General features: G+C 65.5%; 9 protein-coding genes. 2 read left to right on the top strand and 7 right to left on the bottom strand.

What is annotated here, in order from left to right:
• Nucleotides 1–3 precede the first annotated feature (3 nt).
• From treZ to ACVMB1_RS22955, 5 genes are read right to left on the bottom strand one after another with little or no spacing between them, the layout of a single operon-like run.
• Complete coding sequence (gene treZ / locus ACVMB1_RS22975) at nt 4–1,755, bottom strand: malto-oligosyltrehalose trehalohydrolase (protein ID WP_076823927.1); 1,752 nt, start codon at nt 1,753–1,755, stop codon at nt 4–6.
• A complete protein-coding gene (gene glgX / locus ACVMB1_RS22970) occupies nt 1,752–3,824 on the bottom strand; it encodes a glycogen debranching protein GlgX (protein ID WP_076823929.1) in 2,073 nt (690 codons plus the stop codon). The genes treZ and glgX overlap by 4 nt, the downstream gene beginning before the upstream one ends.
• Nucleotides 3,825–3,827: 3 nt before the next feature.
• A complete protein-coding gene (gene glgB / locus ACVMB1_RS22965) occupies nt 3,828–5,975 on the bottom strand; it encodes a 1,4-alpha-glucan branching protein GlgB (RefSeq protein ID WP_076823932.1) in 2,148 nt (715 codons plus the stop codon).
• Nucleotides 5,972–9,277: a maltose alpha-D-glucosyltransferase gene (gene treS, locus ACVMB1_RS22960; RefSeq protein WP_076823934.1), complete on the bottom strand. Its 3,306-nt coding sequence runs from the start codon at nt 9,275–9,277 to the stop codon at nt 5,972–5,974. The genes glgB and treS overlap by 4 nt, the downstream gene beginning before the upstream one ends.
• A 10-nt stretch (nt 9,278–9,287) precedes the next feature.
• The gene (locus ACVMB1_RS22955) at nt 9,288–11,237 is read right to left on the bottom strand and encodes an alpha-1,4-glucan--maltose-1-phosphate maltosyltransferase (RefSeq protein WP_076823936.1); all 1,950 of its coding nucleotides are present in this window, start codon (nt 11,235–11,237) and stop codon (nt 9,288–9,290) included.
• A 203-nt stretch (nt 11,238–11,440) separates the two neighbouring features.
• Here ACVMB1_RS22955 and malQ point away from each other — a divergent pair, with 203 nt between their 5' ends.
• Both malQ and ACVMB1_RS22945 read left to right on the top strand, forming a co-directional pair.
• The gene (gene malQ / locus ACVMB1_RS22950) at nt 11,441–13,390 is read left to right on the top strand and encodes a 4-alpha-glucanotransferase (RefSeq protein WP_076823938.1); all 1,950 of its coding nucleotides are present in this window, start codon (nt 11,441–11,443) and stop codon (nt 13,388–13,390) included.
• A 15-nt stretch (nt 13,391–13,405) separates the two neighbouring features.
• Complete coding sequence (locus tag ACVMB1_RS22945) at nt 13,406–15,214, top strand: glycoside hydrolase family 15 protein (protein WP_076823940.1); 1,809 nt, start codon at nt 13,406–13,408, stop codon at nt 15,212–15,214.
• A gap of 234 nt (nt 15,215–15,448) precedes the next feature.
• Here the strand turns inward: ACVMB1_RS22945 and ACVMB1_RS22940 are convergent, their stop codons facing one another.
• Together ACVMB1_RS22940 and ACVMB1_RS22935 are read right to left on the bottom strand one after the other, a co-directional pair.
• The gene (locus ACVMB1_RS22940; RefSeq protein WP_076823943.1) at nt 15,449–16,252 is read right to left on the bottom strand and encodes a Cof-type HAD-IIB family hydrolase; all 804 of its coding nucleotides are present in this window, start codon (nt 16,250–16,252) and stop codon (nt 15,449–15,451) included.
• Nucleotides 16,249–16,737 (bottom strand): gluconokinase, encoded by a 489-nt coding sequence (locus ACVMB1_RS22935; RefSeq protein WP_076823945.1) that lies wholly within the window; start codon nt 16,735–16,737, stop codon nt 16,249–16,251. Before ACVMB1_RS22935 ends, ACVMB1_RS22940 begins: the two co-directional genes overlap by 4 nt.
• Nucleotides 16,738–16,758: the final 21 nt, after the last annotated feature.

Here is a 16,758-nt window from a genome sequence, read left to right as displayed (position 1 = left end):
GTGCTATCCGATGTGCCAGCGCACCGCCCAGCCGGGGAGGTCGCTCGACAACGCGCCGCCCCAGATCGCAGTTCCCTTCGGCTCCGGTCCATCGGGGATGTCGCGAGCGGACAAATTGGCTGTCAGCCGCAGCGTGCTGCCGTCGCCCATCTGCCAATGCGCCGTCAACAGGTCGCCAGCCACGATGGCATCGCCGAAACGGCACCCTTTGAGCCGGGGCATGATCTCCTGCCGGCGAACGGCGAGCAGGTCGCGCACCAGCGCAAGCCGCGCGCGCGCCGGATCATGGCCGAGCGCCGCCCAGTCGAGCACGGCCGACCGCACCGTTTCGTCGGCGAGCGGGTCGGGAATGTCGTCGCCATATTTGGCATAGGCCCAGGCGAACTCCTTGCGTCGTCCGGCGCGGACGGCATTGGCGAGCTCGCCCTCGAAATCGCAGAAGAACGGGAAGGGCGTCGTCGCGCCCCATTCCTCGCCCATGAACAGCATCGGCGTGGTCGGCGCGATCAGCGTCACCGCCAGCGCCGCCGCGACCGACCCCGGCCGGGCAATGCTGACGAGACGATCGCCGAGCGGCCGGTTGCCGATCTGGTCGTGGTTCTGCAGGAAGTTGATGAAGCAGGTCGGCGACAGCATGCCGCTCGGCTCGCCGCGCGCCTTGCCGCCCCAGAACTCCGAGACTTCGCCCTGGTAGATGTAGCCGGACGACAGCGCGCGTGCGAGGTCCTGCTTCGGCGCCCGGTAGTCGCCATAATAGCCCTGGTTCTCGCCGGTCAGCAGCACGTGCCAGGCGTGATGATAGTCGTCGTTCCATTGGCCGCGGAATTTGCCGTGCGGCGGATCCTCGGCGGCATCGAGCAGGCTTGCAATGTTGTCGCCGTTTTCGAGCACGAGGTTGATATAGCGGCCGGTCTCGGTGGCGAGCTTGCCGGCGGCATTGCTGAAGTCATGGAGCACGGAGACTTCGCCGGCTTCGACGATGGTGTTAACCGCATCGAACCGCAGCCCGTCGAAGCGATAGTCGCGCAGCCAGCTCACCACGCTGCCGATCGCAAACGCGCGCACCTCGGGCACGCGATAGTCGATCGCGCTGCCCCACGGCGTGTGCGCGTCACTGAAGAAGGACGGCGCATAGCGGCCGAGATAATTCCCCTCGGGGCCGAAATGGTTATAGACCACGTCGAGCATCACCATCAGCCCGCGCAGATGCGCTTCGTCGATCAGGGTCTTCAGGTCCTCGGGCCGGCCGTAGGCGCTGTCGGGCGCGTACCACAGCACGCCGTCATAGCCCCAGTTGCGCTTCCCGGCGAAATCCGCCAGCGGCATCAGCTCGAGCGCGGTGATGCCGGTCGCCACGAGATGATCGAGCTTGTCGATCATGGCGCGATAGGTGCCCTCTCGGGTGAAGGTGCCGACATGGGCCTCGAGGACGACGGCCTCATGCCAGGGGCGTCCGCGCCAGTCCGTCGCGCGCCACTTGAAGGCGGCGTGGTCGACCACATCGCTCGGGCCGAACACGTCGTCCGGCTGGAATGCGGAGGCGGGATCCGGCACATCGACCTCGTCATCGATGCGGAATTTGTAACGCGTGCCGGCGCGCGCGCCCGGGACCTCGGCGACGTACCAGCCGGCGGCATCGCGCGTGAGCGGATGCGGGTTGTCGAGCAGGAGGTCGACGCGCTTGGCCGCCGGCGCCCAGAGCCGGAAGCGCGTGCCGTCAGGTGTCAGCTCGGCGCCGAAATGTTGTCTGTTCATGTGGAGCCTGCAAATGCCAGCACCGAGCGCGGCGGTGCCCTGGTATCGGCGCCGGATGCGAATTGCTCACCCGTTTGCTCCGCCTTGGTCGTGTTCAGGACCTGCCGCCAGCTCCTGTATTCCGTCATCCTCGGCATCCTGAACACGATCTCCTGCGGTGCGGCATTGAGCACGATAAAGATCGGCGCCTGTCCTGGTTCCATCGGTCCCAGCACATAGGCGAGGAATCGGCTCTCGGGGAATTTCCAGTCGGATTCCTTCATCTCCTCCGCTGCCGGCGTCAGCCAGAGCACGCCGTAGCTGCCGTCGGTGCGGCGGCCGTCGAGCCAGCGCTGGCAGCGGATCTGGCCGAAGCGCTGGCGCAGCGCAGTGAGGTGGCCGATGAAATCGATGGCGTCGTCGTCCGTGCCGAGGTTCTCCCAGCCGATCCAGCCGGTCTCGTTGTCCTGGCAATAAGCATTGTTGTTGCCACCTTGCGTGTTCGCGACCTCGTCGCCGGCGAGAATCAAAGGCGTGCCCTGTGCCAGCAGCAGGCAGGCCAGCGCATTCTTCCGCAGCTGCCGGCGCAGTGCGATGATGGCGGGATCGTCGGTCGGGCCCTCATGGCCGCAATTGTTGCTGTGATTGTCGTTGGAGCCGTCGCGATTGTCCTCGCCATTGGCCTCGTTGTGCTTCTCGTTGTAGCTGAAGAGATCGGCGAGCGTGAAACCGTCATGCACCGTGATGTGATTGACGCTGGCGCGGGTCGCGCGGTTGTCGTGGTGAAACAAATCCGAGGATGCGGTCATGCGGCCCGAGATGTCGCCGATCAGGCTGCCTTCGCCGCTCCAGTAGCGCCGCATCGCGCTGCGATAGCGGTCATTCCATTCCGACCATTGCGATGGAAACGCGCCGACCTGGTAGCCGCCGAGACCGAGGTCCCAGGGCTCAGCGACCATCTTGGCGGTCGCCAGCACCGGGTCCTGGCGGATCGCGGTGAGGAAGGGGTGGTTGCGATCGAACCCGTTCGGCCCGCGCGCCAGGGTGGTGGCGAGATCGAAGCGGAAGCCGTCGACATGGCAGACCTCGACCCAGTAGCGCAGCGAATCCATCACCATCTGCAGCACGCGCGGATGGGTGAGGTTGACCGAGCTGCCGCAGCCGGTGAAGTCGTCGTAGAAGCGCGGGTTCTCGCGGTTCAGCCAGTAATAGGAGGCATTGTCGATGCCGCGGAAGCACAGCGTCGGGCCCATATGGTTGCCCTCGGCGGTGTGGTTGTAGACCACGTCGAGCAGCACCTCGATGCCGGCATCGTGCAGCCGCGCCACCGTGGTGCGGAAGGAATCGAGCGCATTGTCCTGGGCGTAGCGTGCCTCCGGCGCGAAGAAGGCGATGGTGTTGTAGCCCCAGTAGTTCGCCAGCTTCTTCTCGACCAGGATACGGTCGTCGATCAGGCCGTGGATCGGCAGCAGCTCGATGGTGGTGACGCCGAGCCGCTTGAGGTGGTCGATCATCGCCGGTGACGACAGGCCGCCATAGGTGCCGCGCAGGTTCGGCGGCACGTCCTCGCGCTTCTGCGTCAGGCCCTTGACGTGGGCCTCGTAGATGATGGTGTCTTCCCAGGGGATATGCGGCCGGATCTCGCGGCGGCCCCAGTTGAAGGTCTCGTCGACCACGACCGCCTTCGGCATGCCGCGGGCATTGTCGCGCCGGTCGAACGAAAGGTCCTCGCGCGCGCTGCCGGTGCGGTAGGCGAAATGCGCATCGCTCCATACCAGCCGGCCGGCGAGCCGCTTGGCGTAGGGGTCGAGCAGCAGCTTGTTGGCGTTGAAGCGATGGCCGCGCTCCGGCGCGTAGGGCCCGTAGACGCGATAGCCGTAGAGCTGACCCGGCGAGACGTCGTTGAGATAGCAGTGCCAGACGTCCTCGGTGCGCTCCGGCATCTCGATCCGCTCGAGCTCGCGGCGGCCCTGGCCGTCGAACAGGCACAGCTCCACCTTCTCCGCGTTCGCCGAGAACAGCGCAAAATTGGTGCCTCTGCCGTCCCAGCTTGCACCGAGCCGTGCGGACGTACCCCCGGTCAGTCGCATCAATCAGCTTTCCGGTACGAGGAAGATCGCAGCCAGCGGCGGAATGGTCAGGCTCAGCTCGGGCGTGGCGTCCTCCGATGCGCGCACCTCGCCGACATTGCCGACATTGGTGCCGCCGTAATGCGCGGAATCCGAGTTGAACACCTCGTGCCACTTGCCCGCGAACGGCACCGGGACGCGATAGTTGCGGTAGACGTTGGGTGAGAAGTTCGCGACCACGAGGCAGCGTGCGCGCTCAGCATTGCCCTTGCGGATCCAGGCGAACACATTGTTGTTGGCATCGTCGGTGATGACCCATTCGAAGCCGGCCTGGTCGCAGTCGAGCTCGTGCAGCGCCGGCAGCGCGCGATAGAGCCGGTTGAGGTCGCGGACCAGGTTCTGGATGCCGCTGTGCCTCGGCTGTTGCAGCAGATGCCAATCGATCGAGTAGTCGTGATTCCACTCGCGTTCCTGGCCGAACTCGCAGCCCATGAACATCAGCTTCTTGCCAGGGTGGCCGAACATGAAGCTGTAATAGGCGCGCAGATTGGCAAAGCGCTGCCAGTCGTCGCCGGGCATGCGGCCGAGGATCGAGCGCTTGCCGTGTACCACCTCGTCGTGGGACAGCGGCAGGATGAAATTCTCCGAGAAGGCGTAGTGCAGGCCGAACAGGATGTCGCCGTGATGGTATTTGCGGTGAATCGGATCCTTGCCGATATATTTCAGCGTGTCGTGCATCCAGCCCATGTTCCACTTGTAGCCGAAGCCGAGCCCGCCATACTCGACGGGACGCGACACCTGCGGCCATGCGGTGGATTCTTCCGCCGCCGTCGTCGCCTGCGGAAAATGCGCGAACAATTCGGTGTTGAAGCGGCGCAGGAAGTCGATCGCCTCGATGTTCTCCCGGCCGCCATATTTGTTCGGAATCCAGCCACCGGCGGGACGGCTGTAGTCGAGATAGAGCATGGAGGCGACGGCATCGACGCGCAGCCCGTCGATGCCGTAGCGATCAAGCCAGAACAGCGCGTTCGACACCAGGAAGTTGGTGATCTCGGTGCGCCCGTAATTGTAGATCAGCGTACCCCAATCGAGGTGACGGCCCTGCAGCGGATTGGCGTGCTCGTAGAGCGCGGTGCCGTCGAAATTGCCGAGCCCGTGCGGATCGTCGGGGAAATGCCCGGGCACCCAGTCGAGCAGCACGGCGAGCCCTGCGCCGTGGCAGGCGTCGATCAGCGCGGCGAAATCGTCCGGCGAGCCGAAGCGGCTGGTCGGTGCGAACATGCCGGTCGGCTGGTAGCCCCAGGAGCCGTCGAACGGATGCTCTGATATCGGCAGGAATTCGACATGGGTAAAGCCCATGTCGCTGGCATAGGCCGGCAGCTGCTCCGCCATCTCGCGATAGGTCAGCCACTCGTTGCGGCCCTTGCGCCGCCACGACCCGAGATGGACCTCGTAGATCGACATCGGCGAGTTCAGCGCGTTGACGCGATCCGGCGCCGGGCGCGGATGCGGGATCTTGCGTTCGTCGATCACGATCGAGGCGGTCTTCGGGCGCACCTCGGCGGCGAACGCCAGGGGATCGGACTTCAGCGGCAAATGCTGGCCGTTGCGCCCGATGATCTCGAACTTGTAGTGGTCGCCGATCCTTGCACGCGGGATGAACAGTTCCCAGTAGCCTGGGCCGCGCACGCGCATCGGATGCCGCCGTCCGTCCCAGAAATTGAAGTCGCCGACCACGCTGACCCGCCGCGCATTCGGCGCCAGCACCACGAAGCCGATGCCGTCGACGCCGTCGAGCGTCATCGGATGCGCGCCGAGCGTATCGTAGACGCGCTGATGGGTGCCTTCGCCGAGCAGATAGAGATCGAAATCGCTCAGGATCGGCGGAAAGCGGTAGGCATCCTCCAGCTCGACGACGTTGTCGCCGAAACGGGCGCGGAGCTGGTAGCGCGTCGAGCCGTTCGGCAGGGGGCCTGCGAACAGGCCGGCGTCATGGATTCGCGCCAGCTGTGCGGTCTCGCCATGCTCGCCGATCGCCTCGACATTGCTGGCATCGGGCAGGAAGGCGCGCACGACGTTGCGGTCCCCCTCTGGGTGAAGCCCGAGATAGTGGAAGGGGTCGGAGTGGCGGCCCTCGATGATGGCATAGGCCTCGGCGGGCAGTTTGCTCATGCAACCTCATGCGGCTGTTGCGCCAGGATCCTCAGCAGGCCGGTGAGCGGCACCCGCAGCCAATCCGGCCGGTTGGCCAGCTCATACTCGATCTCATAGAAGGCTTTCTCAAGCAGGAAAAAACTGAGCAGGCGGTCGGCCGTCTTGGCGTCGGCGGGCCACAGCCGCTGGCCGGCCACCGTCTCGCGATAGGCCGCCAGCAGGGTATCCGCGGCCTGGTCGCGCCATTCGGCCAAGGCGAGGCTCAGCCGGCCGCTCTCGTCGGGGGAGACCTTGAGCGTGCGTTCCAGCGCGGCGGTCGCCGCATAGTCGATCGAACGGATCAGGCCGGCGACGTCGCGCGCCGGCGGTGCCTTGCGCCGCCGCTCGGCGATGGTGCGGCCCGGTCCGCCGTCGAAATCGATGATGAAGACGTCGTCCTTGACCACCAGCAACTGACCGAGATGCAGGTCGCCGTGATGGCGGATATTGAACCCGTCGGTTTCGCGCGGCAGCAGCGCCTTGAGCCGCTCCGGCAGCGTGTCGTGCTGGGCCTGCAACTGATCGGCCAGCAGCCGGTCGGCCTCTCTCAGCGAGCCGCGCCGCTGCTTCAGCGTATCGAACACGCGCTCGGCCCGCGCCATGATCTCGTCGGCCCAGCGCTGCAGGTCGTCGGGCTTGGTCGGCTCGGGCGCGAAGTCCGGCAGGTCGCGGTTGCTGGCGAGCGCCAGATGCAGCTCGGCCAGCCGCTTTCCGCTATGCGACATGTGGCGCAGAAAGGTCGCCTGGTCGCCGTTCTCCACGGGGTGCTCGCTCACCGTCAGCAGGCGCTGCCGTTCGACCAGGCGGTCGAGGTGTGCGCCTGCGATGGTCCAGAGGTCGCCCTGGTTGACGACCATCGCATGCAGGACGGCGATGGCGCTGCGCTTGTCGCCCTCGATCAGCTCGGCGGTGCCGAGCAAGGCAGGGGTGTTCGGAAAGTTGACCACCTCGGTGAGGAAGCGGCCCATCTCGATCTCCGGATTGATGCCGACCTCGAGCTTGCGATAGATCTTGGTGACATATTCGTTGTCGACCAGCGCGGTCGAATGCGGCTGGTCGTTCTCGAACACCCGGATACGCTCGGGCTGCCGCACCGGCCGGTCGGAGAAGCGGCTGGTCGGCCGGAATTCGAGCTTGAGGCCTTGCTCGCCTTCGTCGACCGTGAGGTTTTCCCGCAGGTTGCGCAGGAACAAGCCGGTGAAGATCTGGTCGGTGGCAACGTCGAGCAGCGTGCCCTCGCGCGCGCCCTGGCGTATCGCGGCGAAGGCGCGCGGGTTGTAGCGCTCGCGGTCGAAGCGCACCCACTCGATCTGCATCGGCAGCACGTAGCGGCTGGTGGTGCCGCGCTGCGTGGTCTCGAAGAAGGCGAGCCACGGCCGGTTGTCGCCGATGTCGCAGAACGGGATCGCGGAGACCAGCACCGGCTGGATCGCGCTCGCCGATCGTTCCGGATACCAGCGCGTGCGGGCGAGATGACCGGGCAGCACGTCGTGCTCGAACACGCCGCGGGTGCGCGCCAGTGACATCCAGGTCGAATTCAGCGGCACCACCAGCGTCTCGAATTCCGGCACCGCGCGCGGCGTCACCGGCTCGGACTTGTCGCGCTCCTGCAGCTGGAACCAGTAGAAGCCGTACGGCGCGAGCGTGATCATGTAGGGCAGCTCGCCGATAGCCGGGAAGCGCGTGCGGCCGAGCATCTCGAGCGGAATGCGGTCCTTGAAGGCGGAGAGGTCGAGCTCGGTGGCCTGCGCCGACCGCGACAGATTGGCGATGCACAGGATCGCCTCACCCTGGTACTGGCGCACATAGGCCAGCACCGAGCGGTTCTCCGGGCGGATGAAGGTCATGGTGCCGCGCCCGAAGGCAAGCGTCGACTTGCGTACCGCGATCAGCCGCTTGGTCGCCGACAGCAGCGACGACAGGCTGCGTGACTGCGCCTCGACATTGACGGATTCATAGCCGTAGACCGGGTCCATGATCATCGGCGCGTAGAGCCGCGCCGGGTCGGCGCGCGAGAAGCCGCCGTTGCGGTCCGGCGACCACTGCATTGGCGTCCGCACGCCGTTGCGGTCGCCGAGATAGATGTTGTCGCCCATGCCGATCTCGTCGCCGTAATAGATGATCGGCGTGCCCGGGAACGACAGCAGCAGTGAGTTCATCAGCTCGATCTTGCGCCGGTCGTTGTCCATCAGCGGCGCAAGGCGGCGGCGGATGCCGACATTGATGCGGGCGCGCGGATCGTTGGCGTACGTCGACCACAGATAGTCGCGCTCGACGTCGGTGACCATTTCCAGCGTCAGCTCGTCGTGATTGCGCAGGAACAGCGCCCACTGCGCAGCGGCGGGAATGTCGGGCGTCTGCCGCAGGATGTCGGTGATCGGAAAGCGGTCTTCCTGGGCGATCGCCATGTAGATGCGCGGCATCAGCGGGAAGTGATAGGCCATGTGGCATTCGTCGCCATGGCCGAAATATTCCTGCACGTCCTCCGGCCATTGATTGGCTTCGGCCAGCAGGATCTTGCCCTTGGCATAGGCGTCGAGCTCCTGGCGCAGCCGCTTGATGATGGCATGCGTCTCCGGCAGGTTCTCGTTGTTGGTGCCGTCGCGCTCGCACAGATAGGGAATGGCGTCGAGCCGGAAACCGTCGACGCCGGTGTCGAGCCAGCGCTTCATCACCTGCACGATGGCGCGCACCACGCGCGGATTGTCGAAATTCAGGTCCGGCTGGTGCGAGAAGAAGCGGTGCCAGTAGAACTGGCCGGCCTCCGGATCCCAGGTCCAGTTCGACTTCTCCGTATCGGTAAAGATGATCCTTGTATCGAGGTATTTCTGGTCGGTGTCGCTCCAGACGTACCAGCTGCGCGCGCTCGAATTCGGCGGGCTGCGGCGCGCGCGCTTGAACCACGCATGCTGGTCCGAGGTGTGGTTGACGACGAGCTCGGTGATGACGCGCAGGCCGCGCTTCTTGGCCTCCTGGATGAAGCGCTTGAAGTCCTTCATCGTCCCGAAATCGGGATTGATGTCGCCGTAGTCGCCGATGTCGTAGCCGTCGTCGCGGCCGGGCGAGGGATAGAACGGCAACAGCCACAGCGCGGTGACGCCGAGCTCCTGCAGATAGCCGAGTTTCTCCGTCAGCCCCGCGAAGTCGCCGATGCCGTCATTGTTGCTGTCGGCAAATGCCTTGACATGCAGCTGGTAAATGATCGCGTCCTTGTACCACAGCTGGTCCGCAGTCTCGGTTGCGACCTTCTCCTGGGTATTGACGGAGGAGAATACGTTCATGAGGGCTCCTTCAGGCGACACAGCGCAGCAGCAACGCGGGATCGCGCGCAGGATCTATACGTAGACGGATGCCTCCCCATTCGAGCGCGTGGCGCTCTCCGGTGACAAGGTCTTCCACTGCCGAGACGGGGCGGCGGGCATCGCCACGGCCGACCATGACGTCGCCGAGCGGCAGCCAGACCTCACGCAACTCGGCTGATAATGCAATCACGGCCGCGATCACATTGCCCTGATCGACGGCCTCCTTGATGAAGCCGATCACGCCACCGTCATCGACACTGATAAAGCGCAAATTTGCGAATTGTTGCAGGGCCGGATTGCCGCGTCTGATCCGGTTGAGAGCTGCGATATAGGGCTTGATGTTCCCCGGCTGCTCCCAGTTGCGAACCCTGATCTCGTACTTCTCGGAGTTGAGATATTCCTCGCGGCCGGGGACCGGCGTGTGCTCGAGCAATTCGAAGCCGCTGTAGATGCCATAGCTGCTTGAAAGCGTCGCGGCCAGCGCGAGACGCGACTTGAACATCCAGGATTCGCCGCTTTGCAGGTGGAAGGGCAGGATGTCCGGTGTGTTGACGAAGAAATTCGGCCGAAAGAAGTCACGCTCGGGATAGGAGGTCAACTCGCCGAGATATTGTTCGAGCTCGAAGCGCTGCGTCCGCCAGGTGAAATAGCTGTAGGACTGTGTGAAGCCGAGCTTGGCGAGGCCCTTCATCAGTTTCGGGCGCGCGAAGGCTTCCGCAAGGAACAGCACGTCCGCGTCGCGGTCCCGCACCTCGCGGATCAGCCACTCCCAGAACGCCAGCGGCTTGGTGTGCGGATTGTCGACCCGGAAGATCCTGACGCCCTGTTCGACCCAGAACAGCACGACGTCGCGCAGCGCGCGCCACAGCGCAGCGGCATTCTCGGACCCGAAATCCGGGTTGACGACATCGTCCCAGCGCTGCGGGGGATGCTCTGCCGTGCGCATCGATCCGTCCGGGCGCCGCTTGAACCACTCTGGATGTTTGTTCAGCCAGGGATGATCGGGGGAGCACTGCACGGCGAAATCGAGCGCGACCTCGAGGCCATGCGCCTGGCTTGCCGCCACGAAGGCGCGGAAGCCGTCGAGCGTGCCGAGTTCCGGATGCACGGCGTCGTGGCCGCCCTCGGCTGCGCCGATCGCATAGGGGCTGCCGGGATCGCCCGCCTGTGCGATCGCGGCATTGTTGCGGCCCTTGCGGTGCTGCCGGCCGATCGGGTGGATCGGCGCGAGCAGGACGACGTCAAAGCCCATCGCGGCGATGTCGGGAAGCCGCGCGATGCAGTCGTTGAAGGTTGCATGCATGCCCGGTGTCTTGCCCTGGCTGCGCGGAAACATCTGGTACCATGCGCCGCTGCGCGCCCGCGGGCGGTCCGCGGTCAGCGGGTAGAGCTGCGATCGCATCAGATCGCGGCGAAATTGGCTGCCGGCCATCGCCTCCCGCAATTCGGGCGCGAGCAGCGCACCTGGTTCGCCGGTCTGCAGAAAGATTTCGCACTGCCTGATGATGACGGCGGCCGCCGCCGGGCTGCCGGCCTGCGCCTGGGTCAGCATGCCCGCGCCCTCGAGCGCGTCCAGCGTATGATCGCTGCCGTTGCGCGGCTTCTGCTCGAAACGATGCCGCCAGCTGGCGAATTCATCGGTCCAGGCCTCGATCGCGAAGGCGTAGCGGCCGGGCCGGTCGGGCACGAAAGCGCCGCCCCAGCGGTCATCGCCGTGCGCCGTCATCGGCGCGACCTGCCATTCGCTGTCGCCCTCGCGCCGCCACACCAATGCCGCCGATATCACGTCATGTCCGGCACGGTAGATGTCGGCCCACACTTCGACAGGTTCGCCCACAATGCGCTTGACCGGAAAGCGGCCGCCATCAACCGACGGATAGACATCGGTGATATGAAAAGTGCCATGGGCACTCTCGACAGGCCGGAGGGTTTTGTTCACGGTGATGCCGCCATTAAAAATGCAAATGACGTCCCGGCGCCGGGAAGGAGGCGCGCCAGACCCATATAGAAAGCCGCTCGCCGGGCAATGGTTCCCGGTGGGAACGCCGGATAGGGTAGAGCGTTGAACATCAACTATCCCTTTCCCGTATCTGTACAATTTAGCAACGATCCACCTACCGTTGCGAGCAGGCAGCGTGCCGAATGGACCTTTACGCCAAAGCCCAGACCCTGGGAATCCAGACCGAGTATATCGATGGCAGCGGTCACCGCCGTGTGACAACCCCCGAGGCGCTCACGGCGATCCTCGACGCGCTGCCGCCGCAGGCGCCCCGTCGGATCATCGCCGATCCCGTGGTGGTCAGAGGCGGCCAGGCTGCGCAAACGCAGCTCTCGGAAGCTGCCCGGCTTCCGGTGCAATGGAAGCTTGCGAATGGCACCGGGGTGCTCGCGCAGGGCGAGGCGCGTGAGCGCAGTGTGACGTGGCCGTCAGGTCTGCCCGAAGGCGTGCACCGGTTGCAGCTATCGGACGCATCTGGCAGCGAGGAGCTGCCGCTGCTGGTGGCGCCGCACGGCGCCTTCGGCGGCGAGTTCGACCGCTGCTGGGTGATCGCGGTGCAACTCTACGGCGTGCGGTCCGCGCGCAACTGGGGCATCGGTGACTTCACCGACCTGCAGCACCTGCTCGAATTCGCCCACCGGCTCGGCGCCGACGGCGTCGGGCTCAATCCGCTGCATGCGCTGTTCGACGATCGGCCCGGCGATTGCAGCCCGTACTCGCCGAACAGCCGGCTGTTCCTCAATGCGCTTTACATCGACGTCGAGCAGATTCCCGAATTCCGCGTCGATGCCGAGACCAAGGCCGCGCTGGCACCGCTCCGCAGCCACGACATGGTCGACTATGTCGGCGTCGCGGCGCAGAAATGGCCGGCGCTGCGCGCGGCATTCGCAGCCTTCAAGGCCAACCCGGGCCTCGGCCGCTGGCAGGATTTCGAGGCCTATCGCAACGAGCAGGGCACGCTGCTGTCGCGCTTCGCCTGCTTCGAGGTGATGCGGCACAAATTCAACACGCCGTGGTGGGAATGGCCGGACGAATGGCGGCAGCCGAGCGATGCAGCTTGTGCAAAATTGCGCCGCTCGCGCGACTCTGCCGCCGAGGTCGAGTTCGTCGAATTCGTGCAATGGACCGCGGACCGTCAACTCGGCGCCTGCCAGGCGCTGGCGCACAAGCGCGGCATGCGGGTCGGGCTTTATCTCGACGTCGCCGTCGGCGTGCAGTCGGACGGGTTCGACGCCTGGAATGAGCAGATCGCGATCTCGCGCCATCTCGGCGTCGGCGCGCCGCCGGACCCGCTCAACACGGCGGGCCAGGACTGGGGGCTTGCCGGCTTCAACGCCGCGGGCCTTGAACAGCGCTCGTTCGAGCCGTTCAGGCAGATGCTGCGCGCCTCGATGCACCACGCCGGCGCAATCAGGCTCGACCACGCGTTCGGGCTGAAGCGGCTCTATCTGGTACCGCGCGGCTTCGGCCCGGCCAATGGCGCCTATGTGCTGATGCCGTTCGAGGCGCTGCTGGCGGCGACCGCGCAGGAGAGCGTGGCGAGCCGCTGCGTCGTGATCGGCGAGGACCTCGGCACCGTACCTCCCGGGTTCCGCGAGCAGATGAACGGTTGGGGCATCTGGTCCTATCTCGTGATGATGTTCGAGACCGACGACCAGGGCGTCTTCCGCAACGCCGACTACTATTTGCCGAATGCGCTGGTGACCTTCAACACCCACGACCTCTCGACCTATGCGGGCTGGCGCTCGTTCAGCGACCTCAGGACCAAGCGTGCGCTCGGGATCGATCCCGGCGAGACCGACGAGGGGCGCTGGCACGCGCTCGGCCAGCTCGACGACGTGCTGCGCCGGCACGACATCCACGCGAACGATTTCTATTCGGTGGCGAGCTTCCTGGCACGGACGCGGTCGCGGATGATGGCGGTGTCGATGGAGGACCTGCTCGGCATTGTCGAGCAGCCGAACATCCCCGGCACCGTCTACGAGCATCCGAACTGGAAGCGGCGGCTCCCGGTCTCGATCGAGCATCTCGCGTCGGCGATCGACGTCGACGCCCTCAAGCGCGCGACCCGCGAGCGCTCGCACACCGGGTAACGCGGAGCGCAGCGCGTGGCCTCTCGTATCGAAGACTATGGACTGATCGGAGATTGCGAGACCGCCGCGCTGGTCGGCCGCGACGGCTCGATCGACTGGCTGTGTTGGCCGGCGTTCGATTCCGACCCCTGCTTCGCGGCGCTGCTTGGCACGTCGAGGAACGGTCGCTGGCTGCTGGCGCCCACAGGCGAGATCAAGCAGACCTCGCGGCGCTACTGGGACGATACGCTGATCCTGGAGACCCGGTTCGAGGTGGAAGGCGGCGCGGTCGCGCTGATCGACTTCATGCCGCCGCGCGGCAACGCCTCCGATGTGGTCCGCCTCGTTCGCGGCATCAGCGGCCGCGTCAAGATGCGCATGGAGCTGGTGATCCGCTTCGGCTTCGGCGTCGATGTCCCCTGGGTGCGGAAGAATCCGGATGGTGACGGGCTTCTGGCGATCAGCGGGCAGGACATGACCGTGCTGCGCACACCGGTCGAAACCCGCGGCAAGGATCTGACCACGATCGCCGATTTCGAGGTCGGCGAGGGCGATACCGTGCCGTTCGTCCTGACCTATGGACCGTCCTATCACCCGGTGCCGGAGGCGATCGACCCTGAGGCTGCGCTGAAGGACACCGAGGAATACTGGCGGGAATGGTGCAGCCGTTCGACCTATGACGGCAGCTATCAACGCGCCCTCGTGATGCGCTCGCTGATCACGCTGAAGGCGCTGACCTTCAGGCCGACCGGCGGCATCGTCGCGGCACCCACCACGTCGTTGCCGGAAAAGCTCGGCGGCGCGCGCAATTGGGACTACCGGTTCTGCTGGCTGCGCGACGCCACCTTTACGCTGCTGGCCCTGATGAATTCGGGCTACACCGAGGAAGCGGCGGCCTGGCACAACTGGCTGCTGCGGGCCGCAGCCGGCGCGCCGGCCAACATGCAGATCATGTACGGCATCCTGGGCCAGCGACGCCTCTTGGAATGGGAGGCAGGGTGGCTGTCCGGCTATGAAGGGGCGCAGCCGGTACGCGCCGGCAACGCCGCGCATGCGCAACTTCAGCTCGACGTCTATGGCGAGCTGATCGACGCCTTCCATCAGTCCCGCATGGCCAAGCTGAAGCTCGACGAAGAGAACTGGTCGCTCGAATGCACCGTCGTCACCCATCTCGCCGATGTCTGGGATCAGCCGGATCACGGCATCTGGGAACGCCGTGGCACCCCCAGACACTACGTGTTCTCCAAGGTGATGTGCTGGGTCGCCTTCGACCGCGCCATCAAGAGCGCGGAGCGGTTCGGCTTCAAGGGGCCACTCGTCAAATGGCGGGTGCTGCGCGAGGCCATTCATCGCGACGTCTGCCAACGCGGCTTCGATCCCGGCCTCAACAGTTTCGTCGAGAGCTATGGCTCAAAGTTGCTCGACGCCAGCCTGCTGCTGCTGCCGTCGGTCGGCTTCCTGCCGTCGGGCGATCCGCGCATCCGCGGCACGATCGACGCGGTCGAACGGCACATGATGCGCGACGGCTTCGTGCTGCGGCACGATCCGCGCGAGGTGTCCGATGAGGTCCAGCCGATCGAGGGCGCGTTCCTGGCCTGCAGCCTGTGGCTTGCCGACGCTCATGTGCTGGCGGGAGATGTCGACAAGGCGCAGACCATGTTCGACCGCGTCGTCGCGGTCGCCAACGATCTCGGATTGCTGGCGGAGGAGTTCGATTCCGGCGCCGGCCGGCAGACCGGCAATTTCCCGCAGGCGCTGACCCATATCGCGTTGATCAACACCGCGCACAATCTCAGCGCCGCCAGGGCCGACGCCGAGAAGCCTGCGGTGCAGCGTTCGACTTAAACCACCGCGGCGATGCCGCCCTCCATCTTCCGCTTGCGGGACCGCCGCAGGTCCGCGCTGCCAAAATATCGAAAACAACCCCATGCAAAGGAGCCGGCAGCTGCGGCACTCGACCAGGCAACTTGACACGTCGGGCAAATCAGGAATATATTTCCAATATTCCGAAATAGTGCGAGTGTGATTGGCCGCCTCAAGGAACCGCGGATTGGTCGGGTGACAGATCTCGCCGTGGCTTCAGCGAAGCTGCAACACCGTGTCCATCGCGCGTGCGAAACCGTCCTGCTCGTTGGTCTCGGTGACATGGGTGGCGCGCGCCTTCACGTCATCGCTGGCATTGCCCATCGCGAAGGAGACGCCGCTTCGCGCGAACATCGGCAGATCGTTCTGCATGTCGCCGATCGTGGCGACGTTCTCCAGCGGCACGCCAAGGCGCTTCGCGATGCCCTCGACGAAGGTGCCCTTGTCGTGACCGGGCGGGGTGACGTCGAGATAGTAGGTCTGCGAGCGGACCGCGGTGGCATCACGGCCGACCATTTGCTGCATCTCCGTCTCGCAGCGTTGCAGCAGGGCTGCATCCGAGCTCGCGCCGACGATCTTGCAGGCCTGATCGAGATAGAGCGTGAAATCGCCGACGATGGTCGGATCATGCTTGATCGTGTGCTGCTCGTGGGCGGTGTACTCGCCGTCAGGGTTGCGCGTCAGCCAGCGGTCGTTAGTGAACAGCCAGATGTCGACGTCGCGCTCGCGCAGCATGTCGATGCAGCGTTTTGCGACCGCGGCCGGGATCAAATGCTGCTCAAGGGGCTTGAGCTGCGGATCGACGATCGAAGAGCCGTTGAAGGCGCCGATCGGCTGTGTGATCGCAAGCGGCGCAACCAGAAAGCCCATCCCGATCGTCGGCCGGCTGGAGACGATGGTGAAGCCGATGCCGGCCTCGTGCAGCCTGCGCACCGCCGCCCTGGCGCCGTCGGTCAAGGTCTTGTCCTTGGTGAGCAGCGTGCCGTCGACATCGGATACGACAAGGGCGATGCGGGTCATGTGCGGTCCAACTTCAGTTGATTGACGATGTCTTCGACGATGGTTTCGACCGGACGGTCGATCGCAACCGTGATCGGGCGTTCCTCCGGGGTCGGCGGCTCCAGCGTCTTGAACTGGCTGGCGAGCAGCCCCGGCGGCATGAAATGGCCCTTGCGCGCGCCGAGCCGCGTGGCGATCAGCTCCTGCGAGCCGTCGAGGAAGACGATGCGGATATCGTCGCGGCCATGCACCAGGATGTCGCGATAGGCGCGCTTCAGCGCGGAGCAGGCGATGACGGCGCGTTCGCGGACGCCGCAGGTGCGGTCGATCTCGTCGGCGATCGCGCGCAGCCAGGGCCAGCGATCCTCGTCGGTGAGCGGCTGGCCGGAATGCATTTTGGCGACATTGCTTGGCGGATGAAAACTGTCGCCGTCCTCGAAGCGCCAGCCGATCCTGATCGCCAGGCGGTCGGCGATGGTGCTCTTGCCCGAACCCGACACGCCCATCACGACCAATGCGCAGGGGTT

Source organism: Bradyrhizobium sp. USDA 4504 (assembly GCF_054063995.1).
Note: the sequence above shows the minus strand (reverse complement) of the source record. Positions and strands in the feature narration are given on the sequence as shown.

Bases quoted from the DNA above. Each gene is read 5' to 3' on its own strand.
- glgB (WP_076823932.1), bottom strand. From the start codon at position 5,975: ATGAGCAAACTGCCCGCCGAGGCCTATGCCATCATCGAGGGCCGCCAC.
- treS (WP_076823934.1), bottom strand. From the start codon at position 9,277: ATGAACGTATTCTCCTCCGTCAATACCCAGGAGAAGGTCGCAACCGAG.
- glgX (WP_076823929.1), bottom strand. From the start codon at position 3,824: ATGCGACTGACCGGGGGTACGTCCGCACGGCTCGGTGCAAGCTGGGAC.
- treZ (WP_076823927.1), bottom strand. From the start codon at position 1,755: ATGAACAGACAACATTTCGGCGCCGAGCTGACACCTGACGGCACGCGC.
- ACVMB1_RS22940 (WP_076823943.1), bottom strand. From the start codon at position 16,252: ATGACCCGCATCGCCCTTGTCGTATCCGATGTCGACGGCACGCTGCTC.
- malQ (WP_076823938.1), top strand. From the start codon at position 11,441: ATGGACCTTTACGCCAAAGCCCAGACCCTGGGAATCCAGACCGAGTAT.
- ACVMB1_RS22935 (WP_076823945.1), bottom strand. From the start codon at position 16,737: ATGGGCGTGTCGGGTTCGGGCAAGAGCACCATCGCCGACCGCCTGGCG.